The following is a 22,560-nucleotide window of genomic DNA, read 5'->3' on the forward strand; positions in this document are numbered from 1 at the left end:
CCGGCCCGCTACTGCCCGGCTATGAGCTCCCACACCACAGTGACGGCTGCGTCCACACGGCTTTCCCCCGGCTCCACGGACACGCTTTCCGCCGCGGCCAGGCGCTGGATCCCGGCCACGGGGACGGTGCCCTGCCCCGTCGGCAGCTCGGACACGGACAGGACACTGCCCAGCGTGGCGGAGGCAAGGGCGGCGTACTGTGCGGCAGCGGCCCTGGCGTCCTCCCACGCGGCTGCGCGGGCACGCTCTTTCACCGCGGACGGATCCGAAATTGAGAAGGTCAGGCCGTTGAGCCGGACGTCATTGCCACCGGCAGCAGTGGCATCGGAAATCATCCGCGAAGCCGCCGATACATCCCGCAGCTGCACAGCAAGGGTGCTGGCAGCGACATACCCTGCGACCCGCTGGCCTTCGCCCTCCCGCCACACCAGGTCTGCCCTGACGTTCAGCCCGGCCGTCCGCAGGTCCGCAGGGGCAACGCCTTGCCCGCGGAGTGCTGCTGTGACGGCAGCCAGGGCGCTCCCCGCCGCAGAGTAGGCAGCCTCGACGGAATCGCGGCGGCATTCCACGCCGATGGAAACAACCGCCACATCCGGAGCGGCATCCGCCCAGCCGGACCCTGTGACGGTCACGCTGCCATCACGCAGGGGTGAGGGGGTGTCGGCCGGCGTCATGACCAGGCCCGCTGTCCGTGTAACGGATAGCCGCCCGCTTGCAGGCCCGCCCGCCGCTCAAAGAAGTTGCCCGTCCCCGGATTACCTGTCCGCAGCACCGACCACCCCGCGGCCAGCAGGTATAGGGGGATGAAGGGAAGGCCCAGGCACCAGGCGTATTGGGAGCAGTGCTTCTCCTCGTGCCCCAGCAGCTCCGGCCGGTCCTGCAAGGCCTCCGTGGAACAGCGGCACAGCACCACGTTGCCCAGGGTGAATGCTCCGGCTACCGGTAACCGCCACCCATAACCGGCGGCCAGGAGCAGGCCGCGCGGACCACGCTGCAGGCGGGTACGGGCAGCGCCGGCAACAGCCAGGCCCAGCAGCGTGCTGCCGTTGGCCAGGTTGGCCGCCTGCCTGGCCCGCTGGCCGGCTGTCAGGGAGTGCCGGCGCAGGTGGTGGGCGCGCAGGAGCCGACGCCGTAAGTGTTGCAGGCGCAGGTGCTGCACGCGTCCGGGGCGCTGCCGCAATGTCATGAGGCCATGGTAACCGGAGCGTTCTACTAGACTGGAGGGCAGTGGCTGCCGGTTTTCCGGCTGGCCCTGCCCTGGTCATTGAGTGCACGGGATTACTGAACGGAATCCACGGGCATTCATCCATGACCTGCCAGTGACGGACGCGCCGCCGGGAAACCGTGCAGGCTGCCCTGTTCGCCGGCAGCCAACGAACTCGTAGCTAAGAACAGTAGATGACTGAAACTTTGCCGGGCGATGCCATCCCGAACCCCACGGATGAAGCCGCCATCAACGCCGCTGTAGACCAGGCCGTCACCGCCATCGCCGGTGCTGCCACCCTTGACGAGCTGAAGGCGGTGAGGCTGGCGCACACGGGGGAGAAGTCACCCCTCAGCCTGGCCAACCGTGAAATCGGCAGGCTCCCCAAGGACCAGAAGGCGCTCGCCGGGAAGCTGATGGGCGCGTCCCGCGGCCGGGTCAACAAGGCGCTCGCCGACCGTACCGCGGTGCTGGAAGCCGAGAACGACGCACGGATCCTCCTCGAAGAGACTGTGGACGTCACTGCGGCACCCCGCCGTCGTCGTGCCGGTGCCCGGCACCCGCTGTCCACCCTGCAGGACCGCGTCTCGGACATTTTCGTGGGCATGGGCTGGGAAATCGCCGAAGGCCCGGAGGTGGAATCGGAGTGGTTCAACTTCGACGCCCTCAACTTCAAGCCGGACCACCCGGCACGGGAAATGCAGGACACGTTCTTCGTGGAGCCGCCCGAGGCACACCTCCTCATGCGCACGCACACGTCCCCGGTCCAGGTCCGCTCCATGCTGGAACGCGATCTGCCCATCTACGTCCTGTGCCCGGGCAAGGTGTTCCGCACCGATGAACTCGACGCCACGCACACCCCGGTGTTCCACCAGTTCGAGGGCCTGGCCATCGACAAGGGCCTGTCCATGGCAGACCTGCTCGGCACCCTGGAGCACTTCACCCGGCAGATGTTCGGCGACGAAGCGAAGGTCAGGCTGCGGCCCAACTACTTCCCGTTCACCGAGCCGTCCGCGGAACTGGACATCTTCCACCCGGGCGCCAAGGGCGGTCCGCGCTGGATCGAGTGGGGCGGCTGCGGCATGGTCAACCCCAACGTCCTCCGCGCTGCCGGCATCGACCCCGATGTCTATTCAGGTTTTGCCTTCGGCATGGGCATCGAGCGTGCCCTCATGTTCCGCAACGAGGTCAGCGACATGCGCGACATGATCGAAGGCGATGTACGTTTCAGCGAGCACTTCGGGATGGAGATCTAACAGTGCGTATCCCCCTTTCCTGGCTGCGTGAATTCGCAGAGGTACCGGCCGGAGCCACGGCCGAAGACGTCATGGAAGAACTGGTCAAGGTCGGCTTCGAGGAAGAGGACGTCCACCGTCCCACCGATACCCTGCAGGGGCCGGTCGTGGTGGGCCAGGTCCTGAGCATCGTCAAGGAACCGCAGACCAACGGCAAGACCATCAACTGGTGCCAGGTCCGCGTGGTTCCCGAGGGCGCGGAGCAGACCCTGACCGGAGAGGGCATCGACCCTTCCGGAGTCCAGGGCATCATCTGCGGCGCCCACAACTTCGTGGAAGGCGACAAGGTAGTGGTCACGCTCCCGGGCGCCGTCCTGCCGGGTGACTTCCGCATCTCTGCCCGCAAGACGTATGGACACCTTTCCGCCGGCATGATCGCCTCCGTCCGTGAGCTGGGCATCGGCGATGACCACGACGGCATCCTGGTTCTCTCCCGCATCGGCCTTGATCCGGAAATCGGCACGGACGCGATGGAACTGCTGGGCCTCTACGACCAGGCAGCCGAAATCAACGTCACGCCGGACCGCGGCTACGCCTTCTCCATCCGCGGCGCGGCGCGCGAGTACGCGCATGCCACAGGAACCACCTTCACGGACCCCGCCAGCAAGGTGCAGGCGCCTGACGTGCTGTCCGGCGGCTACGGCGTCAAGCTCAACGACGACGCCCCCATCTACGGCAAGCCCGGCTGCGACCGCTTCGTGGCGCGCACCGTCCGCGGCGTGGACCCCAGCCGGCCCACCCCGCCATGGATGGCGTCACGCCTGCGCCTGGCCGGCATCCGCTCCATCTCCCTGCCGGTGGATATTTCCAACTACGTCATGCTCGAACTGGGCCAGCCCACGCACTGCTACGACCTGGACAAGCTGTCCGGGGACATCGTGGTGCGCCGCGCAACCGCGGGCGAGAAGATCACCACCCTCGATGACAAGGAACGCACCCTCGATCCTGAGGACCTGCTCATCACCGACGACTCCGGTGCCATCGGCATCGCCGGCGTCATGGGCGGCGCGGCAACCGAGGTGGGCGATACGACGTCGAACATCCTGGTTGAGGCGGCCCACTTCGATGAGGTGTCCATCAGCCGTTCCCGCCGCCGGCACAAGCTGCCGTCCGAAGCGTCCAAGCGCTTCGAGCGCGGCGTCGACTGGCACGTGGCCGGCATCGCCGCCCAGCGCGTCGTGGACCTCCTGGTGGAACTGGCCGGCGGCACAGCCGACGACGCCGGAACCGACGTCGGGACCGCACCGGAAACCGTCACCATTGATCTTCCCGCAGCGTTCGCGGCCGCCCGGATCGGCATCGACTTCACGGAAGAGCAGATCGTGACCGCCCTGGAGGACCTCGGCGCCGCGGTGGAAAAGCACGGCGACGGCTGGACGGTCACAGCGCCGAGCTGGCGGCACGACCTCGAGACCAAGGAAGACCTGTCCGAGGAAATCGCGCGGCTGGTGGGCTACGACAAGATTCCCGCCACGCTGCCGGTCGCTCCTCCGGGGCGTGGCCTGACGCGCCTGCAGCAGCAGCGCCGCCGGCTCATCCAGGCACTGGCCGACGCCGGTCTCACCGAAGTCCTGTCGTACCCGTTTGTCTCCAAGGCCGCCAACGATACGTTCGGCGTGGCGGAACAGGGTGCCGCCCGGCCCGCGCTTAAGCTGGCCAACCCCATCAGCGAAGAGCAGGGCTTCCTGCGCACCTCCGTCCTGCCGGGCCTGATCGAGGTGGCCAAGCGGAACCACTCCCGTGGCTTCCGCGACCTCGCCATCTTCGAGTCCGGGCTTGTGTTCCTGCCCGGCAGCACCATGGGCACCGCCTCCATTCCGCCGCTCGGCGCAAAGCCCGCCGACGAGGTGCTGGATGCACTGTACGACGGCGTCCCGGACCAGCCGTTCCACGTCGCCGCCGTCCTGACGGGGCATGATTCCCCGGCTGCCGCTGGGCACGAACCCCGGCTGTGGGACTGGGCGGACGCCCTGGACATCGCCCGCCTCGCCGGGGACGTCCTTGGGGTGGACCTCGTGGTCAGCCAGGGGAGCCACCAGGCGTTCCACCCGGGCCGCGCCGCACGCTTGTCGCTGCGGACGGGCGAGACCGTGGGTTACGGCGGTGAGCTGCACCCCAAGCTGCTGGCAGCCTCTGACATGCCCGCCCGCTCGGTGGCGCTGGAGATCAACGCCGACGCCCTGTTCGACGCGGCCCCGGACGTAATCGTGGCCCGCCACATTTCCACGTTCCCGGTGGCCACCCAGGACGTAGCGCTGGTGGTTCCCGCTGATGTGCCCGCGGACGACGTCCTCGCCGTACTCCGGGAAGGCGCCGGCGAACTGCTGGAGGACGTCGCCCTGTTCGACGTGTATGCCGGCAAGGGCATCGAAGACGGCAAGAAGTCACTGGCGTTCGGCCTGCGGTTCCGCGCCGCGGACCGCACCCTGACGGCTGACGAAGCGTCCGCCGCACGCGAGGGCGCCGTGGCACTGGCCGCCGAGCGCTTCGGGGCAGTCCAGCGCTAGTCGCTTGGCCGGCTGGCGATACAAAGGGCGGGACGGCATGACTCCACAGCTTGTGGTTCGCGCCGTCCCGCCCTTTTCGCTTGCCGGTGACGCCGCCGGGCTGATGCAGGACTCGGAAGGGCTCCTGGACGGCGCCGAGCTGCACCGCGCCCGCGCCATGGAGCCCGCGGCGGGCCACCGGTTCCTGGCCTCCCGCCTGGCCCAGCGCCGGTTCGCCGCTGACCTGCTGGGCGTGGCCGAAACCAGCCTGGACGCCTGCTACAGCTGCCCGCAGTGCGGCGCCGGCGCGGACCTCAGCCACGGCAGGCCCGGCTACTCCTACCGGGGCACCCGGCTGCCGCTGGCCCTGAGTCTCTCCCGGGCCGCCGGCTGGACCCTGTTGGCGGCCGTCCCGGACGCAGGGCCGGACGTGCGTCTCGGCGTGGACATTGAGGACCCGGCCCATACCGGCTTCAGTGGATTTGCCGTGCTGGCGCTGACCACCGCCGAACACCGGGACATTCGGAGCGTGCAGCCGGAAGGGCGGCTGGCCGCCCAGGCGAAACTGTGGGCCCGGAAGGAAGCATGGCTGAAGATGACCGGCGAGGGGCTCCGTACAGCGCCCTCGTCCCTGGACGTGCGCGGACTGCCGGGCCTGAGGGACCTTACCCCCGCGGAAACCGGGCTGCCCGCGCAGCTGGCGGCCGCCGTCGCGCTTTCCGTTACGCCCGGACGCATCCAGGCAGCACCGGAACGGGGCATCAGCCTGCCGGAAGCGGCGGCAGAAGCTCCTCATACAGCCACGGGTGCAGCAACGCTTCGGTGTCGATGGCGGTGGCACGGTCCACGGCCATGATGAAGTCATGGGTGCTGACCGAGCCGTGCCGGTGGGTGGCGGTCCACTCCTGCAGCAGCGCAAAGAACGCCAGGTCACCCACTGCCATGCGGACGGCGTGCACCGCCAGGGCGCCCCTCTTGTAAACCCGGTCATCGAACATGTGCTGCGGCCCCGGGTCGCCCACCAGGAGGTCCTGCGCATCGGCCTTCAGTCCCCGCCACGCGGCGCCCGCCCGGGCAGCGACTGGCATCACGCCGGCTTCCTCGGACCAGATCCATTCGGCATAGCAGGCGAAGCCCTCGTGCAGCCAGATGTCCTGCCAGCCGGCGGCGGTCAGGGAGTTTCCGAACCACTGGTGCGAGAGCTCGTGGGCGATCAGCCGCTGCGACTCCCAGTCCGCGGCCAGGTGGTTGGGGCCCAGGATGGACAGCCCCTGGGCTTCAAGCGGGATCTCGAGCTCGTCCTCCGTGACCACCACTGTGTGGCCGGCGAACGGATAGGGCCCAAAGCAGCTGCTGAACGTCCGCATCATGGCCGGCTGCAGCGCCAGCCCGGCGCGTGCCTGGTCGGCGAGGGCGGGGGAGACTGCGACGTGCTGCGGCACCTGCGGTGCTGAACGCCCGGCATCCAGTTCCAGCAGGGCGTAGCGGCCGATCTGCACGGTGGCAAGGTACGCGGGCATCGACTCAGCCTGCTCGTACACCCAGGTTTCCCGGCTGGACCGGATGGTGCGGGCCTGCAGCACCCCGTTGCAGACGGCACGGTAGTTCGCGTCCGTGGTCACCGTGAACCTGTAGCTGGCCTTGTCGCGGGGATGGTCGTTGCACGGAAACCAGGATGGCGCGCCGTTGGGCTGCCCGGCCACCAGCACGCCGTCGGTCAGTTCTTCCCAGCCCACTTCGCCCCACAGGCCGCGCCGGGGCGAGGGGCTGCCCCCGTACCGGACATCGAGGGTGAAGGGCACGTCCGCCTGGAGGGGAGCCGGGGTTGAGACCACCAGCTGCTCGGCGCGCTGGCTGAACCGCACTGCCCTGCCATTGAGCTGGACCTTGGAGGCGCGGAGCCCCACCAGGTCAAGGACAATGGCCGACGTCGGCACGCAGGCGACGCCGTGCAGCACCGCCCTGCCGTTCAGGCGGTTGCTGGCCACGCGGTAGTCCAGGTCCAGTTCGTAGCGTTCCACCCGGTAGGCGTTGGTGCCGGCGCCGGGCATATAGGGATCGGGGGCAGCACCGCTGGACGCGGCCACGCTGCCGCGGGCGGCTGATGCTGGAGAACTCATGGCGACCTTCGGTTGCTAGGCAGACGGTGTTGGAGGGCCGTTCCACGGACTGACAGGGTTGCCCATCCAATACGTGGCGGCCGGGACGGACTCGCCGCGCATCACCAGGGACGCAGGGCCCACCGTTCCGCCGGCACCCACGCTGGCCTGGGGCAGGATAACCCCGTGCGGGCCCATGGTGGCCCCGTCTTCGAGGGTAACAGCGTCAATGCTCATCACCCTGTCGTGGAACAGGTGCGTCTGCACCACGCAGCCCCGGTTGACGGTGGCGTTACGGCCGAGGGTCACCAGGTCCGCTTCGGGCAGCCAGTAGCTTTCACACCAGGTGCCCGTCCCGATCTTGGCCCCGAGGGCACGAAGCCACCAGACCAGCGCCGGGGTGCCGGACGCGGCCCGGGCGAACCACGGTGCACTGACAAGCTCGATGAAGCTGTCCACCACTTCGTTGCGCCAGATGAACGAGCTCCAAAGGGGGTGCTCGCCGGCCCGGATCCGTCCCACCAGGATCCACTTGGCAGCGACGGCGGAGAACGCCGCCACGAAACCGGCCAGCAGCATGACCACGCCGCTGAGCAGGGCTGCCACCCCGTAGTTGAAGGTGGCGGCCAACCAGTCGAAGACCAGCATGGCGGCGCCGGCAATAGCCACCGTGAGCATAACGGGCAGGAACCTGCAGAGCTCCCACAGCGTCCTGGCCACCTTAAGCTTCAGCGGGGGCTGGAAGGTGCGGGTGTCGTCGGAGGCGATGGCTGTGCGGCGGAGGCGGACCGGCGGACTGCCCAGCCAGGACGTGCCGGACTTGGCCTTGGCCGGCGTTGCGGAGAGGACAGCGACCAGCGAGTTCTTGGGAACGTTCCGGCCCGCTGCTGTCATGCCGGAGTTGCCCAGGAAGGACCGTTTGCCGATCTTGGCCGGGGCCACGCGAAGCCACCCGCCGTCCAGCTCGTAGGAGGCCACCATGGTGTCGTCCGCCAGGAAGGCACCTTCCCCCACGGTGGTCATCTTGGGGATCAGCAGCACCGTGGAGGCTTCCACGTTCTTGCCGATTTTTGCTCCCAGGAGGCGCAGCCACACAGGCGTGAAGAGGCTGGCGTAGATGGGGAACAGCAGGTCCCGGGCAAGGTCGAGGACGCGTTCGGTGGCCCAGATCTGCCAGCCCACCCGGCTGCGTACCCGGTGGTAGCCCTCGGTGATGCCGACGCTGAGGAGCCGGGTTGCGGCCAGGATGAGGAGGGTGTTGGCGGCGAACCAGGTGAGCGCGGCGGGCGCGAGGGCCAGCAGGAGCCGGGGCAGTGCGCCGCTCAGGGAGGTGCCGCCCTGGATGAACAGGTAGGCCACCCAGGCGGCCGCCGCTGCGGACACGAAGGGGATCAGGGTCAGTACTGCCGAGGCCAGCGCGAATCCGCCGAACCAGGCCTTGGCAGCCACGGGGCCCAGGACGGGTGCTTCAGGAGCGGAATGCCTGGCTTTGCCCTGCCGGCGGGCAGGTGACCCGGCCACCAGCTGCCCGGCCTTGACCTTCCCGGAGACCGCCGAGCCCGCGTCAACCTGCGCTCCTGCGCCGATGGACGTTCCGGGCATCAGCGTGCTGCGGGCGCCTACCGAGGCGCCGGCGCCGATGCGGACGGCGCCAATGTGGACATGGTCACCGTCGATCCACCACCCGGACAGATCCACCTCCGGCTCCACATTGGCGCCACGGCCCAGCGTCAGCAGCCCGGTCACCGGCGGCAGCGAGTGCAGCTGGACGTCCCGGCCAATCTTCGCGCCGAGGGCCCGGGCGTAGTAGGGCACCCACGGTGCGCTGGCCAGGCTGATGGCGCCTGCCAGGTCCTGGATCTGCTCTGCCAGCCAGAGCCGGAGGTGCACCCGGCCGGAGCGTGGATATGTGCCGGGCCGCACGCCGCGCAGGAGGATCCGTGCGGCGGCCACCGCCAGCAGCATCCGACCCGCCGGGCTGACGAACACCAGCCACGAAGCTGCCACCCACCACCATGAAACGGTGGGAGCTGCGGCGAACCCGGCAGCGCCCGCCAGCAGGTTGTTGGCTGCCATCAGGTAGGTCAGCCAGCGCATGCCCACCAGGATGTGCAGGGGAACTCCCATCAGCGTCTGGAACACCTGGGATTTGAGTGCGGTGGGCTGCACGGTGCGGATCGGTGCCGGGCCGAAGGACCCATCGGGCTGTGATTGCCGTGCCAGCTCCACCAGCGCTCCCACCCGGGGTGTGGCGTAGATGTCGGCAACGGTGATGGTGGGGTAGCGGGCCCGGAGGGCGGACACCAGTTGCGCCGCGGACAGGGATCCGCCGCCGTACGCGAAGAAGTCCGCGTCGAGCGATGTCACCGGACTGCCCAGGATGCTGCTCCATTGCTCCACGATCCAGGTGGCGTCCTCGGGGAGGTTTAGGGGAGCAGCATCCGCCTCTGCCGCACCTGCACCGGCGAGCGGCCAGGGCAGCGCGTGCCTGTCCACCTTGCCGCTGGTCTTGGTGGGCAGCGAATCCACCACCGTCAGGAGGGGCACCAGCGCAGCCGGCAGGCTTCCTGCCAGGTGCCTGCGTGCCTCAGCCAGGTCCAGGCCTTCCCCGGCAACAGGTGCCAGGTAGCCCACCAGGATCTGGTTGCCGGCCGCCGTCGTCTGCACCGCGGCGGCCGCGCCGGCAACGCCGGGCAGCGACTGCATGGCGGAGTCGATTTCGCCCAGTTCAATCCGGCGGCCGCCCAGTTTGACCTGCTCGTCGGCGCGGCCCTGGAATATGAGGCCTGCCTGCTCGAAGCGGACAAGGTCGCCGGAGCGGTAGGCGCGGTCCCAGCCCAGGATGGCCATGGGAGCGTACTTTTCGGCGTCTTTGGCAGGGTCAAGGTACCGGGCCAGCCCGACGCCGCCGATGATCAGCTCACCCGTCCCGCCTTCGGCCACAGGAATGCCGTGGTCGTCCACGACAGCGAGGTCCCAGCCATCCAGGGGCAGGCCAATCCGTACCGGGCCGGAACCGTTGAGGGGGGCCGCGCAGGCCACCACTGTCGCTTCGGTGGGACCGTAGGTATTCCAGACCTCGCGGCCTTCCACGGCCAGTCGCTCCGCCAGTTCGGGCGGGCAGGCCTCACCGCCGAAGATGAGCAGGCGGACGTTTTCCAGGGATTCGGCCGGCCAGAGTGCCGCGAGGGTGGGCACGGTGGACACGGCGGTGATGCCGTGGTTGATCAGCCAGGGGCCAAGGTCCATGCCCGTACGGACCAAGGCACGCGGTGCGGGGACAAGGCAGGCACCGTGCCGCCAGGCGAGCCACATTTCTTCGCACGAAGCGTCGAAGGCCACGGAGAGCCCGGCCAACACCCGGTCCTGGGGTCCCAAGGGATCGCCGTGCAGGAAAATCCTCGCCTCCGCGTCCACGAACGCGGCGGCCGAGCGGTGCTGGACCGCCACGCCCTTGGGTGTCCCTGTGGAGCCGGACGTGAAGATGATCCAGGCATCGTCATCCGGCACAGGTGGGCGGGCGCCCGCAAAGGGCCCTGTGCGGCGGCCTCCCGCCGTGCCGGGCCTGATCACCTGCCCGCCTTCCATGACGGCGGCGACCTTGGCCTCGTCAAAAACCAGCCGGGCCCGTTCGTCGGGATCGTCCGCGTCAACGGGGACGTAGGCCGCGCCCACCAGCAGGACGGCCAGGATCGCCACATACAACTCGTTGGTGCCTGAAGGAATCCGCACGCCGATCCGGTCGCCGGCACCGAGGCCAGCCTGGTGGAGGCGGCGGCCGGCAGACCGTACTTCGTCCATGAGCTGGGCGTAACTGAGGGACACACGGCCGTCGTCGAGCGCCGAGGCGTCGGGGAAACGGGCGGCGGAGTCCTGGAGGATATCAATCAGCGTCCGGACGGGCGGGGCGGCCGGAGACCCTTGGAACTGCGGTGCGTGCGCGCCCGCAGGTTGCGCCGAACCCGGAGTTGAAGCCCCTGCAGGCAGCGGTCCGGGTGAGTCATCGGCCTGCAAACCGCCGGATGCATGGGGAGCGGCCGGCGTGGCGCCGGAATGGATATCCCCAAGGGGGACCTGCTGCTGAGTCACCCGGGCATTTTGCCCCGGCAAGGTGAACAACAGGTGTCCGGCGCGCCGGGTTCGGCCAGCCTGGGAGGACTGGCAGTTCACCGCACGTTCAGCCGGGGTGGCCCGGGCCTCAGGGAACCAGCACCACCTTGCCAGTGGTGCGGCGGCCTTCGAGGTCCCGGTGCGCCTGCTCTGCCTGGGACAGCGGATAGCGCCCGCCGACGCGGACCTTGAGGGCGCCATCAGCCGCGGCTGCGAAAATTTCGCCCGAGCGCCACCGCCGCTCGGCGGCATCCTGGAGGTAGTGCCCCATGGTGGGCCGGGTCAGGAACAGCGAGCCGCCGGCATTGAGGCGCTGCGGATCCACCGGCGGCACAGGGCCGGACGCGGCGCCGAAGAGCACCAGGGTTCCGCGGATCCGAAGGGCCTCCAGTGAGCCGTCGAACGTATCCTTGCCAACGCCGTCGTACACCACGTCCGCGCCGGTGCCGCCGGTAATCTCCCGGACCCGCGCCGCAAAGCCCTCGTACCGCAGCACGTGGTCAGCGCCTGCCTCACGGGCCAGCTCTTCCTTTTCGTCGGTGGACACGGTGGTGATGACCTGGGCGCCGCGGGCCTTCAGCAGCTGGATGAGGAGCAGCCCCACACCGCCGGCCCCGGCGTGCAGCAGGACGGTGTGGCCCGGTTCCACCTTGAAGGTGGAGTTCATCAGGTAATGCGCCGTCATGCCCTGCAGGGGGAGGGCTGCTGCGGTGAAGTCATCCAGACCGGCCGGTACCGGGAGTGCGGCGTCCTCGTCCACCAGCGCATAGTCCGCGTAACAGTTAATGCCCTCCGCCGTGGCCACGCGGTCACCGGCGGTGAACGCGGTCACCCCGTCGCCCACCGCCTCCACTGTGCCGGCAGCTTCGGAGCCGGGGATGAAGGGGTACTGGACCTTGTAGACACCGCCGCGCTTGTAGGTATCAATGAAGTTGACCCCGGCCGCTCCGACCTTGACCAGCAACTGTCCGGGGCCGGGGACCGGCCGGTCAACCTCCGTGTACTCCAGTACTTCCGGTCCGCCTGCCTGGCGTGCGACGATTGCGTGCGTCATTGCTTCCCCTTCCCGGGCCGGCGTCTCCGGCCTCCGGCTGCTCCAACCATCCTAGGGATTCCCTTTGTTCCCAGGCCTTCGAATACTCCCTGCCTGCCGCATGCATAAGTATCGGCGTCTATGCATAACTATTGCTGTATAGTCGGATCATGACTATTTCTGTTGCAGTGTCGGGCGCCAGCGGCTACGCGGGCGGGGAAGTGCTCCGCATCCTTGCCGGACACCCGGACGTCACGATCGGTGCCATCACCGCCCACAGCAACGCCGGGTCGCGGCTCGGGGAGCTGCAGCCGCACCTGCACGGGCTGGCCAGCCGCATCCTTGAGGACACCACGGTGGAGAACCTCTCCGGCCACGACGTCGTCTTCCTTGCCCTGCCGCACGGCGCATCCGCCGAGATCGCCGCGCAGCTGCCGGAAGGCACCGTGGTGATCGACGCCGGCGCAGACCACCGCCTCGAAGACCCCGCAGCCTGGGAGAAGTTCTACGGCTCGGCCCACGCCGGCACTTGGCCCTACGGCCTTCCCGAACTTCCCGGCCAGCGCGAGGCCCTCAAAGGCGCCACCCGCATCGCCGTGCCGGGCTGCTACCCCACGTCCGCGCTGCTCGCCCTGACACCGGGGTTCGCCGCAAACCTCCTGGAGCCCGACGACGTCGTCATCGTTTCCGCGTCCGGCACCTCCGGCGCGGGCAAGGCCGCCAAGGTTAATCTGATCGGCGCCGAAGTCATGGGCTCCATGAGCCCCTACGGCGTTGGCGGCGCCCACCGGCACACACCGGAGATCGAGCAGGGCCTGTCCAACGCAGCAGGGGAGCAGGTCACCGTTTCCTTCACGCCCACCCTGGCCCCGATGAGCCGCGGCATCCTCACCACCGCCACCGCGAAGGTGAAGGCAGGCACTACCGCAGAGCAGCTGCGGCAGGCCTGGGCTGACGCCTACGACGACGAGCCGTTCGTCCATCTCCTGCCCGAAGGCCAGTGGCCCGGCACGAAGTCCGTCCAGGGCTCCAACCACGCAGCCATGCAGGTGGCCTTCGACCCCCACACCGGCCGGGTCATCGTCACCTGCGTGATCGACAACCTCACCAAGGGCACTGCCGGCGGCGCCGTGCAGTCCATGAACATCGCACTCGGCCTGCCGGAAACCGCCGGCCTCAACCTGCAGGGAGTAGCCCCGTGACCATCACCGCACCCCAGGGATTCCGCGCCGCCGGCGTCACCGCCGGGCTGAAGGCCTCCGGAAACCCGGACCTCGCCCTGGTGGTCAACGACGGACCGTCCAAGGCCGCAGCCGCAGTCTTCACCAGCAACCGGGTGGCAGCGGCCCCCGTCCACTGGTCCCGCCAGGTCGTATCCGACGGCCGCGTGGACGCCGTCATCCTGAACTCCGGTGGCGCCAACGCCTGCACCGGACCCACCGGGTTCCAGAACACCCACAGCACCGCCGAGAAAGTGGCCGACGTGCTGGGCATCTCGGCCACCGACGTCTTCGTCTGCTCCACCGGCCTGATTGGCGAGCAGCTTCCCATGGACAAGATCCTTCCCGGTGTCGAGGCCGCGGCTGCTGCCCTCAGCGCCGACGGCGGCCCGGACGCCGGCACGGCCATCATGACCACGGACAGCGTCCCCAAGTCCGCGCTGTTCATCGGCACCGACGCGGACGGCCAGGAATTCACCATCGGCGGGATCGCCAAGGGGGCCGGCATGCTGGCTCCGGGGCTGGCCACGATGCTGGTGGTCCTCACCACGGATGCCGCCGTTGAACCCGAAATGCTCGACGTCGTCCTCCGCGACGCCACCCGCGTCACCTTTGACCGCGCCGACTCCGACGGCTGCATGTCCACGAACGACACCGTGGTCCTGCTCGCCTCGGGCGCCTCCGGTGCGGTGCCGGCAGCGGAGGCGTTTGGTGCCGGCCTGACGCAGGTCTGCGCCGAGCTCGCCCGCAAGCTGATCGGCGACGCCGAAGGCGCCAGCCACGACATCGCCATCCGGACGTTCAACGCCGCCAGCGAAGCGGACGCTGAAACAGTCAGCCGTTCCGTGGCCCGGTCCAACCTGTTCAAGGCTGCCATTTTCGGCAAGGATCCGAACTGGGGCCGCGTGCTGTCCGCCGTTGGCACCACAGACGCCGTCTTCGAAGCAGACAAGCTCAACGTGGCCATGAACGGCATCCAGATCTGCCGCAACGGCAGCATCGGTGACGACCGGGGCCTCGTGGACCTGGAACCGCGTGAAGTCCTGGTGGAAATCGATCTGCAGGCCGGCGATGCCGAGGCAACCATCTGGACCAACGACCTCACCCACGACTACGTGCACGAAAACAGCGCCTACTCAAGCTAGGCGCTGAACGTTGCCAGCACGTTTGCCTACTTTTGCGGAAGAGACAGCATGAACACCCAGACGCGTGAGAACACCAGCATGTCCGACGCCCAGGACAAGGCTGCAACCCTTATCGAGGCCCTGCCCTGGATCCAGCGGTTCGCCGGAACCACCATGGTGATCAAGTACGGCGGCAACGCCATGGTCAACGATGAACTCCGCCGGGCCTTCGCCGAGGACATCGTGTTCCTGCACCATGTCGGCATCCACCCCGTGGTGGTCCATGGCGGCGGCCCGCAGATCAACGCCATGCTGGGCCGGCTGGGCATCGAATCCGAATTCAAGGGCGGCCTCCGCGTCACCACACCGGAAGCCATGGACGTGGTCCGCATGGTCCTCACCGGCCAGGTGGGCAGGGAACTCGTGGGTCTCATCAACTCCCATGGCCCCTACGCGGTGGGCATGTCCGGCGAAGACGGCGGGCTGCTGCGCGCCGTCCGCACCGGGACCGTGGTGGACGGCGAGGACGTGGACCTCGGGCTGGTAGGCGAGGTGGTCGGCGTCGACCCCGCAGGCATCGTGGACATCCTCGACGCCGGACGCATCCCGGTCATCTCCACCGTTGCCCCGGAAATCGTCGACGGCGGTGACGGCGTTCCCGGCGCCGCGCGCTTCCAGCCCACCGGCCAGGTCCTGAACGTCAACGCGGACACCGCAGCCGCGGCGGTGGCGTCCGCCCTGGGCGCCTCGAAGCTGGTGATCCTGACCGACGTCGAAGGCCTCTACGCCAACTGGCCGGACAAGTCCTCGCTGATCTCCTCGCTCACAGCGACCGAACTGCGGGGCATGCTGCCCAGCCTCGAATCGGGCATGATTCCCAAGATGGCCGCCTGCCTCAAGGCCATCGACGAGGGCGTGGAGCGGGCACACATCGTGGACGGTCGGTTGCCCCACTCAATGCTTCTGGAAACTTTCACCACCGCGGGCATCGGCACCCAGGTAGTCCCGGACGAGGAGACAAACGCATGAACACCGTTGAGAAGCCCTCAGTAACTGAGCTGGTCGAAACCCAGGGCCATGCCGGCTCGGAATGGCTGTCCCGCTACTCCACGTCGCTGATGGGCGTGTTCGGCGCCCCGCAACGCGTCCTGGTCCGTGGTTCCGGCTGCCTTGTATGGGACGCCGACGGCAAGGAATACCTGGACCTGCTCGGCGGTATCGCCGTCAACGCCCTCGGCCACGCCCACCCGTTCGTCACCTCCGTGATTTCCAGCCAGCTGGCTACCCTGGGCCACGTGTCCAACTTCTTCACCAGCCCCACCCAGATTGCGCTGGCCGAAAAGCTGCTGGAACTGGCCGCAGCACCGGCCGGGTCCAAGGTGTTCTTCAGCAACTCCGGCACCGAAGCCAACGAGGCAGCCTTCAAGCTGGCCCGCCGCAACACCGGCAGCGGCGACACCAAACGCACCAAGATCATCGCCCTCGAAGGGGCCTTCCATGGCCGGACCATGGGCGCCCTCGCCCTCACGGCCAAGGAGGCCTACCGGGCGCCTTTCGAGCCGCTGCCCGGCGGCGTGGTGCACATCCCCTTTGGGGACATCGCCGCGCTCGAAGCCGCCGTGGATGGGACCGTCGCCGCCGTGTTCCTGGAACCCATCCAGGGTGAGGCCGGCGTGCGGCCACTGCCGCCCGGCTACCTGAAGGCCGCGCGTGAAGCCACCACCAAGGCCGGGGCGCTGCTGATCCTCGACGAGGTCCAGACCGGCATCGGCCGCACGGGCAAGTGGTTCGCCAGCTCGGACTCCGGCATCGTCCCCGATGCCATCACCCTGGCCAAGGGACTGGGCGGCGGATTCCCCATCGGCGCCCTGCTCACGTTCGGTGAGCAGACGTCGTCGCTGTTGTCCGCCGGCCAGCATGGCACCACCTTCGGCGGCAATCCGGTGGCGACGGCGGCGGCCCTCGCCACGCTGCACGCCCTGGAAAGCCAGCACGTGCTGGCGAACGTTGCCGCGGTGGGGGAGCACCTGCGCTCCGCGCTGGCAGCCTTTCCCGGCGTCACGGAGGTCCGGGGCGAAGGCCTCCTGATCGGCTTCGACCTCGACGCCGACGTCGCGCCCGCCGTCGTGCAGGCAGGACTTGACGCCGGATTCATCGTCAACAGCCCCGGTCCGCGCACCATCCGCCTGGCGCCGCCGCTGATCCTCACCATGGCCCAGGCCGACACCTTCCTCGCCGCCTTCCCGGCAATCCTCCAAGCAGCTAAGGACGCCCAGTGACCGTTGCAACCACCCGGCACTTCCTCAAGGACACCGACCTCAGCCCCGCCGAACAGGCGGAAGTGCTGGAGCTCGCCGTCCGCATGAAGGCCGCGCCGTACAGTGTCCAGCCGTTCGCCGCCGAGGGAAGCGGACGCAAGACCGTTGCTGTCATCTTCGACAAGACCTCCACCCGCACCCGGGTTTCCTTCGCCACCGGCATCGCCGACATGGGCGGCAACGCCCTGATCATCAACCCGGGCGAGGCGCAGATCGGCCACAAGGAATCCGTGGAGGACACCGCCAAGGTCCTGGAACGCATGGTCTCCACCATCGTCTGGCGCACCGGGGCCCACTCCGGCCTGGTGGCCATGGCCGAAAACTCCAGGGTTCCGGTCATCAACGCCCTGTGCGACGACTACCACCCCTGCCAGCTCCTGGCAGACCTGCTGGCCGTCAAGGAACACAAGGGCGACCTGAAGGGGCTCACCATGAGCTATCTGGGGGACGCCGCCAACAACATGGCCAACTCCTACCTGCTGGCCGGCGTCACCGCAGGCATGCACGTCCGGATCGCCGGCCCCGAAGGGTACCTGCCGGCCGCGGAGATCGTGGCCGCCGCTGAAGAACGCGCGGCCGAAACGGGAGGCTCGGTGCTCATCACCACCGACGCAAAGGAAGCCCTGCAGGGAGCCGACGTCGTGGCCACCGACACCTGGGTCTCCATGGGCCAGGAAGCGGAGAAGGAAGCCAGGCTCCAGCTGTTCCGCGACTACTCCGTGGACGCGGACGCCATGGCACTCGCTGCGGAAGACGCCGTCGTACTCCACTGCCTGCCCGCCTACCGCGGCTACGAAATTTCCGCCGATGTCATTGACGGCCCGCAGTCGATCGTCTGGGACGAGGCCGAGAACCGGCTCCACGCCCAGAAGGCCCTCATGGCGTGGCTGATGCACCGCTCCGGCCTGGCCTTCGTGGACGGGCTGGCTCCCGTTGAAGGTACCGGGGAGAGCACGTTCTAGTGTCCACCAACCCGTCGGCGCCGGGCTCCAGCCCGGCCACCAAAACTGCCCGGCTGGCGCGCATCACTGCCATCCTCACGGGCCAGTCGGTGCGGTCACAGGCCGAGCTTGCGGCCCTGCTGGCGGACGACGGCGTGCAGGTCACCCAGGCGACGCTGTCCCGGGACCTCGTGGAACTCGGCGCCGTCCGCGTCCGCGGCAAGGAAGGCGCCCTGGTCTACGCGGTGCCGGCCGAGGGCGGCGAACGGTCGGCGCGCAGCGGCGTGAGCCAGGAGATCCTGGACGCCAGGCTCGCCCGGCTGTGCAGTGAACTGCTGGTCACGGCCGAAGCGTCCGCCAACCTGGTGGTCCTGCGGACCCCGCCCGGGGCCGCGAACTTCCTGGCCCTGGCCATCGACCACTCGGTGATGCCGTCCATCCTGGGCACCATCGCCGGTGACGATACCGTCCTGCTGGTCTCCCGCGACCCGCTGGGCGGCCCGGACCTCGCGGCCCGCTTCCTGCAGCTGGCCGAGGACGCCGGGCAATAAGCTTGAAGACAATCAACCAACCAACCCCAACAAGGAGCATCTGAAGTGACTGAACGCATTGTGCTTGCCTACTCCGGCGGCCTGGACACGTCCGTAGCCATCGGCTGGATCGGTGAAGCCACCGGTGCAGAGGTCATCGCCGTGGCCGTAGACGTCGGACAGGGCGGCGAGTCCCTCGAGACCATCCGTCAGCGTGCCCTCGGCTGCGGCGCCGTGGAGGCCTACGTCGCCGACGCCCGTGACGAATTCGCCAACGAATACGCCATGCCCACGCTGAAGGCCAACGCCCTCTACCAGGGCCACTACCCGCTGGTCTCCGCCATCTCCCGCCCCGTCATCGTCAAGCACCTGGTCAAGGCTGCCCGCGAATTCGGCGCCACCACCGTGGCCCACGGCTGCACCGGCAAGGGCAACGACCAGGTCCGCTTCGAAGTGGGCATCCAGACCCTCGGACCGGACCTGAAGTGCATCGCCCCCGTCCGCGACCTCGCGCTGACCCGCGACAAGGCCATTGCCTTCGCCGAGGAAAAGGGCCTGCCGATCGAGACCACCAAGAAGAACCCGTACTCGATCGACCAGAACGTCTGGGGACGCGCCGTCGAAACCGGCTACCTCGAAGACATCTGGAACGCCCCCACCAAGGACATCTACGACTACACGGCCACCCCGGAATTCCCGCCGGCACCGGACGAGGTCACTATCTCCTTCCAGGCCGGTGTCCCGGTAGCGATCGACGGCGTCAAGGTCACACCGCTGCAGGCCATCCAGGAACTGAACCGCCGTGCAGGCGCCCAGGGCGTTGGCCGGATCGACGTCGTGGAAGACCGCCTCGTCGGCATCAAGTCCCGTGAAATCTACGAGGCGCCCGGTGCCATGGCCCTGATCACCGCGCACAAGCACCTCGAAGACATCACCGTTGAGCGCGAGCAGGCCCGCTTCAAGGCAACTGTTGGCCAGCGCTGGGCCGAGCTGGTGTACGACGGACAGTGGTTCTCCCCGCTCAAGCGCTCCCTCGACGCGTTCATCGAAGACACCCAGAAGTACGTCTCCGGTGACATTCGCATGGTGCTCCACGGCGGCCAGGCCATTGTCAACGGCCGCCGCTCCGACACCTCGCTCTACGACTTCGACCTCGCCACCTACGACACCGGCGACACCTTTGACCAGTCCATGGCGCGTGGCTTCATCGAACTGTTCGGCATGTCCTCCAAGGTCGCCTCGGGCCGCGACCTGCGGGTCGCAGGCGAGTAGCTTCTATGGCTGAGCCAAAAGCAGAAGCAACCAACACCGGGGCACTGTGGGGCGGCCGGTTCGCCGGCGGCCCCGCGGATGCGCTGGCCGCGCTGAGCAAGTCCACGCACTTTGACTGGCGGCTGGCCCGCTACGACATCGCCGGATCCAAGGCGCACGCCCGCGTGCTGCACAAGGCCGGGCTGCTGGACGCTGCCGAGCTCGAAGGCATGCTCGCAGCGCTCACGCAGCTGGACGAGGACGTTGCCTCGGGCGCTTACCTGCCCGCGGAATCCGACGAGGATGTCCACGGCTCGCTGGAACGCGGACTGATCGAACGCGCCGGTGCCCAGCTGGGCGGCAAGCTCCGCGCCGGCCGTTCACGCAACGACCAGGTGGCAACCCTGGGCCGGATGTTCCTGCGCGACCACGCACGCATCATTGCCCGGGGCGTCCTGGCCACCATCGACGCGTTGGTGGAACAGGCGAAGGCCCACCAGGGCGTGGCCATGCCCGGCCGCACGCACCTGCAGCACGCCCAGCCGGTCCTGCTCAGCCACCACCTGCTGGCCCACGCCTGGCCGCTGCTGCGCGATGTCCAGCGGCTCCAGGACTGGGACAAACGTGCCGGCGTCTCGCCGTACGGTTCCGGCGCCCTGGCAGGATCTTCACTCGGGCTGGATCCGGAGGCCGTGGCAGCGGACCTCGGCTTCTTCTCGGCCGCGCACAACTCGATTGACGGCACCGCCGCCCGCGATGTCTTCGCCGAGTTTGCCTGGGTCTGCTCCATGATCGGCGTGGACCTGTCCCGGATCTCCGAGGAGGTCATCTTCTGGGCCACCAAAGAGTTCTCCTTCGTCACGCTGCATGACTCCTACTCCACGGGGTCCTCGATCATGCCGCAGAAGAAGAACCCGGACGTGGCCGAGCTTGCCCGCGGCAAGGCAGGGCGCCTGATCGGCAACCTGACCGGCCTGCTGGCAACGCTGAAGGGCCTGCCGCTCGCGTACAACCGCGACCTGCAGGAGGACAAGGAGCCGGTGTTCGACGCCGCGGACACCCTGGAGCTGCTGCTCCCGGCAGTATCCGGCATGATCGCCACCCTCACGTTCAACCGGGAGCGGATGGAGTCGCTGGCACCGCAGGGGTTCGCGCTGGCCACGGACATTGCCGAATGGCTGGTCCGCCAGGGCGTGCCGTTCCGCGAGGCGCACGAGCTGTCCGGTGCCGCCGTCAAGCAGGCTGAGTCCCGCGGCGTTGAGCTGTGGGACCTGACCGATGAAGAGTACGCGGCCATCTCGGAGCACCTCACCCCCGAGGTCCGCACCGTCCTGTCCACTGAGGGGTCGCTCAACAGCCGCAACTCCCAGGGTGGAACGGCCCCGGCCGCCGTCGAACGCCAGCTGGCCGCCCTCGAAAGCGAGCTTGCCGGCGTGCGGGGGTACGCCGGATAGGGCTTCAACGCCCGCTCACTTCTGGCGGCTCTCACGCCAACGCCCGCTCACTCTCTTCGCGAAAGTGAGCGGGCGTTGCCGCTTAAGTGCCAACAAGTGAGCGGGCGTTGGACCTTTGGAGGGACCGCCCCGCTAGCATGGCGCCATGAGCGAAACCTTCCGCACTTTCCTCCGCGCCCTCCCGGACTTCCCGGCCAGCCTTCCGGAGTTTGACCCCGCCACAGTGCCGCGGGACCCCGCCGAACTCTTCACACTGTGGCTGGACGAGGCCCTCGCAGCGGGCGAACCGCAGCCACACGCCTTCAGCCTCGCGACCGTCGGTGAGGATTCCGGCGGCAGCCCGCAGCCGTCGTCGCGCATGCTGATCCTGAAGAACATCGACGACGACGGCTGGTACTTCGCCACGTCCCGCACCTCCCGCAAGGGCAAGGAATTAGCTGCTGCCCCGCAGGCGGCGATGAATTTCTACTGGTCGTCCCAGGGCCGGCAGGTCCGGGTGGCCGGTCCGGTGGCCGAACTGTCGGCTGAGGCATCCGCCCTTGACTGGGCGGACCGCCCGCGCAGCGACGGCAGCAGCAATCCGGACTGGCAGTTGTACGCCGTCCAGCCAACGGAATACGAATTCTGGCAGGCCAGCAACGACCGCCGGCACGTGCGGCACCGATTGGGCCGGAACGGCACCCCCGCGGACTAGGATGAGCCCCATGACAGCTCCCGCACCGGACCTCCTGCTTCCCGCGCTCCACAAGGCCGCCGGCGACCTCACCACCGACGTCGCCAAACTCACGGACGCGGACGTGAAGGCGGCGTCCGCCCTTCCCGGGTGGACGCGCGGCCACGTCCTGGCGCACCTCACCGGAATCTCCAACGCGATGGCCCGGCAGTTGGAGTACGCGGCCCGCGGAGAGACGGTGGAGCTGTACGACGGCGGCATGGACGGACGCAACCGGGCCATCGACATGGCGGCCGGCCACGACGCCGCCACCCACCAGGCCGACCTGTCCACCGGCATTGACCGGGCGCTGCGGGCCTTCGATGCCCTCCCCGGGGTCAAGGATTCGTCCGCCAACCGCACCGGATGGTGGGCTCCCATCGCCTACCGCGGGGGAGTGGTGCTCGACGGCGGGCTGGCCCTGTGGCGCGAACTCACCATCCACAACGCGGACCTGCTCACCGGCAGGGGACCCGAAACCTGGGGCAGGGACTTCTGCGGCCACCTTTTCGAATTCCTCGAACCGAGGGTGCAGCCCGGAGACAAACTCCTCCTGCAGCCCCTTGGACTGCCGCCCGTTTCCCTGGGCAGCGGCAACCGGTCCACCGTGGTCAACGGCATGCTCACCGACCTCGCCGCCTGGCTGGCCGGCCGGGAACCCAGCCTCGGCAGCCTCCGTGCTTCGGCCAACGCCGACGGCACGGACCTTCCGGAGCTGCTGCCCTGGCCCGCCGCCACCCCTGCCGCCAAATAGAACCCATCGTTGCCCCATCACTTGGAGTC

General features: G+C 68.7%; 18 protein-coding genes. 13 read left to right on the forward strand and 5 right to left on the reverse strand.

Going from position 1 to position 22,560, the window contains the following annotated elements; genetic code table 11:
• Positions 1 to 8: 8 nt before the first annotated feature.
• Both BLT71_RS08930 and BLT71_RS08935 read right to left on the reverse strand, forming a co-directional pair.
• Positions 9 to 674: an SIMPL domain-containing protein gene (locus tag BLT71_RS08930; RefSeq protein WP_091719369.1), complete on the reverse strand. Its 666-nt coding sequence runs from the start codon at positions 672 to 674 to the stop codon at positions 9 to 11.
• Positions 671 to 1,186, reverse strand: coding sequence for a hypothetical protein (locus tag BLT71_RS08935; protein ID WP_407681240.1), 516 nt, complete (start codon positions 1,184 to 1,186; stop codon positions 671 to 673). Before BLT71_RS08935 ends, BLT71_RS08930 begins: the two co-directional genes overlap by 4 nt.
• A gap of 212 nt (positions 1,187 to 1,398) precedes the next feature.
• Between BLT71_RS08935 and pheS the strand changes: the two genes are divergently transcribed.
• From pheS to BLT71_RS08950, 3 genes are read left to right on the forward strand one after another with little or no spacing between them, the layout of a single operon-like run.
• On the forward strand, positions 1,399 to 2,460 hold the full coding sequence (gene pheS / locus BLT71_RS08940; RefSeq protein ID WP_056083242.1) for a phenylalanine--tRNA ligase subunit alpha: 1,062 nt from the start codon (positions 1,399 to 1,401) through the stop codon (positions 2,458 to 2,460).
• Between the two features lie 2 nt (positions 2,461 to 2,462).
• The gene (pheT, locus tag BLT71_RS08945; protein WP_091719371.1) at positions 2,463 to 5,006 is read left to right on the forward strand and encodes a phenylalanine--tRNA ligase subunit beta; all 2,544 of its coding nucleotides are present in this window, start codon (positions 2,463 to 2,465) and stop codon (positions 5,004 to 5,006) included.
• Positions 5,007 to 5,043: 37 nt separating this feature from the next.
• On the forward strand, positions 5,044 to 5,841 hold the full coding sequence (locus BLT71_RS08950) for a 4'-phosphopantetheinyl transferase family protein (protein WP_091719373.1): 798 nt from the start codon (positions 5,044 to 5,046) through the stop codon (positions 5,839 to 5,841).
• On the opposite strand, the gene BLT71_RS08955 is transcribed toward BLT71_RS08950, so the two are convergent.
• From BLT71_RS08955 to BLT71_RS08965, 3 genes are all read right to left on the reverse strand, one after another.
• Positions 5,747 to 7,105 (reverse strand): M1 family metallopeptidase, encoded by a 1,359-nt coding sequence (locus tag BLT71_RS08955; protein ID WP_172829941.1) that lies wholly within the window; start codon positions 7,103 to 7,105, stop codon positions 5,747 to 5,749. The genes BLT71_RS08950 and BLT71_RS08955 overlap by 95 nt on opposite strands.
• A 15-nt stretch (positions 7,106 to 7,120) precedes the next feature.
• Positions 7,121 to 11,071, reverse strand: a complete 3,951-nt coding sequence (locus tag BLT71_RS08960; protein WP_172830050.1) for a Pls/PosA family non-ribosomal peptide synthetase — start codon at positions 11,069 to 11,071, stop codon at positions 7,121 to 7,123.
• A 211-nt stretch (positions 11,072 to 11,282) separates the two neighbouring features.
• Positions 11,283 to 12,248, reverse strand: a complete 966-nt coding sequence (locus BLT71_RS08965) for a quinone oxidoreductase family protein (RefSeq protein WP_091719375.1) — start codon at positions 12,246 to 12,248, stop codon at positions 11,283 to 11,285.
• 149 nt (positions 12,249 to 12,397) lie between these two features.
• Here BLT71_RS08965 and argC point away from each other — a divergent pair, with 149 nt between their 5' ends.
• The 10 genes from argC to BLT71_RS09015 all read left to right on the forward strand — a co-directional run bounded on the left by argC (position 12,398) and on the right by BLT71_RS09015 (position 22,531).
• Positions 12,398 to 13,429 (forward strand): N-acetyl-gamma-glutamyl-phosphate reductase, encoded by a 1,032-nt coding sequence (argC, locus tag BLT71_RS08970; protein WP_091719377.1) that lies wholly within the window; start codon positions 12,398 to 12,400, stop codon positions 13,427 to 13,429.
• A complete protein-coding gene (gene argJ, locus BLT71_RS08975; protein WP_091719379.1) occupies positions 13,426 to 14,592 on the forward strand; it encodes a bifunctional glutamate N-acetyltransferase/amino-acid acetyltransferase ArgJ in 1,167 nt (388 codons plus the stop codon). The genes argC and argJ overlap by 4 nt, the downstream gene beginning before the upstream one ends.
• Before the next feature lie 48 nt (positions 14,593 to 14,640).
• Positions 14,641 to 15,600 carry an acetylglutamate kinase gene (gene argB, locus BLT71_RS08980; protein ID WP_091719381.1) on the forward strand — a complete coding sequence of 320 codons (960 nt, stop codon included), beginning with the start codon at positions 14,641 to 14,643 and terminating at the stop codon, positions 15,598 to 15,600.
• Positions 15,597 to 16,850, forward strand: a complete 1,254-nt coding sequence (locus tag BLT71_RS08985; protein ID WP_091719383.1) for an acetylornithine transaminase — start codon at positions 15,597 to 15,599, stop codon at positions 16,848 to 16,850. The genes argB and BLT71_RS08985 overlap by 4 nt, the downstream gene beginning before the upstream one ends.
• On the forward strand, positions 16,847 to 17,851 hold the full coding sequence (argF, locus tag BLT71_RS08990) for an ornithine carbamoyltransferase (RefSeq protein WP_091719385.1): 1,005 nt from the start codon (positions 16,847 to 16,849) through the stop codon (positions 17,849 to 17,851). Before BLT71_RS08985 ends, argF begins: the two co-directional genes overlap by 4 nt.
• The gene (locus BLT71_RS08995; RefSeq protein ID WP_015936711.1) at positions 17,851 to 18,381 is read left to right on the forward strand and encodes an arginine repressor; all 531 of its coding nucleotides are present in this window, start codon (positions 17,851 to 17,853) and stop codon (positions 18,379 to 18,381) included. Before argF ends, BLT71_RS08995 begins: the two co-directional genes overlap by 1 nt.
• A 45-nt stretch (positions 18,382 to 18,426) precedes the next feature.
• Entirely contained in the window at positions 18,427 to 19,632 is a 1,206-nt protein-coding gene (locus BLT71_RS09000) for an argininosuccinate synthase (protein ID WP_056083213.1), read from the forward strand.
• Positions 19,633 to 19,637: 5 nt separating this feature from the next.
• Positions 19,638 to 21,065 (forward strand): argininosuccinate lyase, encoded by a 1,428-nt coding sequence (argH, locus tag BLT71_RS09005; protein ID WP_091719387.1) that lies wholly within the window; start codon positions 19,638 to 19,640, stop codon positions 21,063 to 21,065.
• Between the two features lie 145 nt (positions 21,066 to 21,210).
• Positions 21,211 to 21,759, forward strand: coding sequence for a pyridoxine/pyridoxamine 5'-phosphate oxidase (locus tag BLT71_RS09010; protein WP_091719389.1), 549 nt, complete (start codon positions 21,211 to 21,213; stop codon positions 21,757 to 21,759).
• Positions 21,760 to 21,769: 10 nt separating this feature from the next.
• Positions 21,770 to 22,531, forward strand: a complete 762-nt coding sequence (locus tag BLT71_RS09015) for a maleylpyruvate isomerase family mycothiol-dependent enzyme (protein ID WP_091719391.1) — start codon at positions 21,770 to 21,772, stop codon at positions 22,529 to 22,531.
• The last annotated feature ends 29 nt before the right edge of the window (positions 22,532 to 22,560 follow it).

The organism is Pseudarthrobacter equi (genome assembly GCF_900105535.1).
GTDB classification, from domain to species: Bacteria; Actinomycetota; Actinomycetes; order Actinomycetales; family Micrococcaceae; genus Arthrobacter; species Arthrobacter equi.

Bases quoted from the DNA above. Each gene is read 5' to 3' on its own strand.
- BLT71_RS08930 (WP_091719369.1), bottom strand. From the start codon at position 674: ATGACGCCGGCCGACACCCCCTCACCCCTGCGTGATGGCAGCGTGACC.
- BLT71_RS08935 (WP_407681240.1), bottom strand. From the start codon at position 1,186: ATGACATTGCGGCAGCGCCCCGGACGCGTGCAGCACCTGCGCCTGCAA.
- pheS (WP_056083242.1), top strand. From the start codon at position 1,399: ATGACTGAAACTTTGCCGGGCGATGCCATCCCGAACCCCACGGATGAA.
- BLT71_RS08950 (WP_091719373.1), top strand. From the start codon at position 5,044: ATGACTCCACAGCTTGTGGTTCGCGCCGTCCCGCCCTTTTCGCTTGCC.
- BLT71_RS08955 (WP_172829941.1), bottom strand. From the start codon at position 7,105: ATGAGTTCTCCAGCATCAGCCGCCCGCGGCAGCGTGGCCGCGTCCAGC.
- BLT71_RS08965 (WP_091719375.1), bottom strand. From the start codon at position 12,248: ATGACGCACGCAATCGTCGCACGCCAGGCAGGCGGACCGGAAGTACTG.
- argC (WP_091719377.1), top strand. From the start codon at position 12,398: ATGACTATTTCTGTTGCAGTGTCGGGCGCCAGCGGCTACGCGGGCGGG.
- argB (WP_091719381.1), top strand. From the start codon at position 14,641: ATGAACACCCAGACGCGTGAGAACACCAGCATGTCCGACGCCCAGGAC.
- BLT71_RS08985 (WP_091719383.1), top strand. From the start codon at position 15,597: ATGAACACCGTTGAGAAGCCCTCAGTAACTGAGCTGGTCGAAACCCAG.
- argH (WP_091719387.1), top strand. From the start codon at position 19,638: ATGGCTGAGCCAAAAGCAGAAGCAACCAACACCGGGGCACTGTGGGGC.
- BLT71_RS09010 (WP_091719389.1), top strand. From the start codon at position 21,211: ATGAGCGAAACCTTCCGCACTTTCCTCCGCGCCCTCCCGGACTTCCCG.
- BLT71_RS09015 (WP_091719391.1), top strand. From the start codon at position 21,770: ATGACAGCTCCCGCACCGGACCTCCTGCTTCCCGCGCTCCACAAGGCC.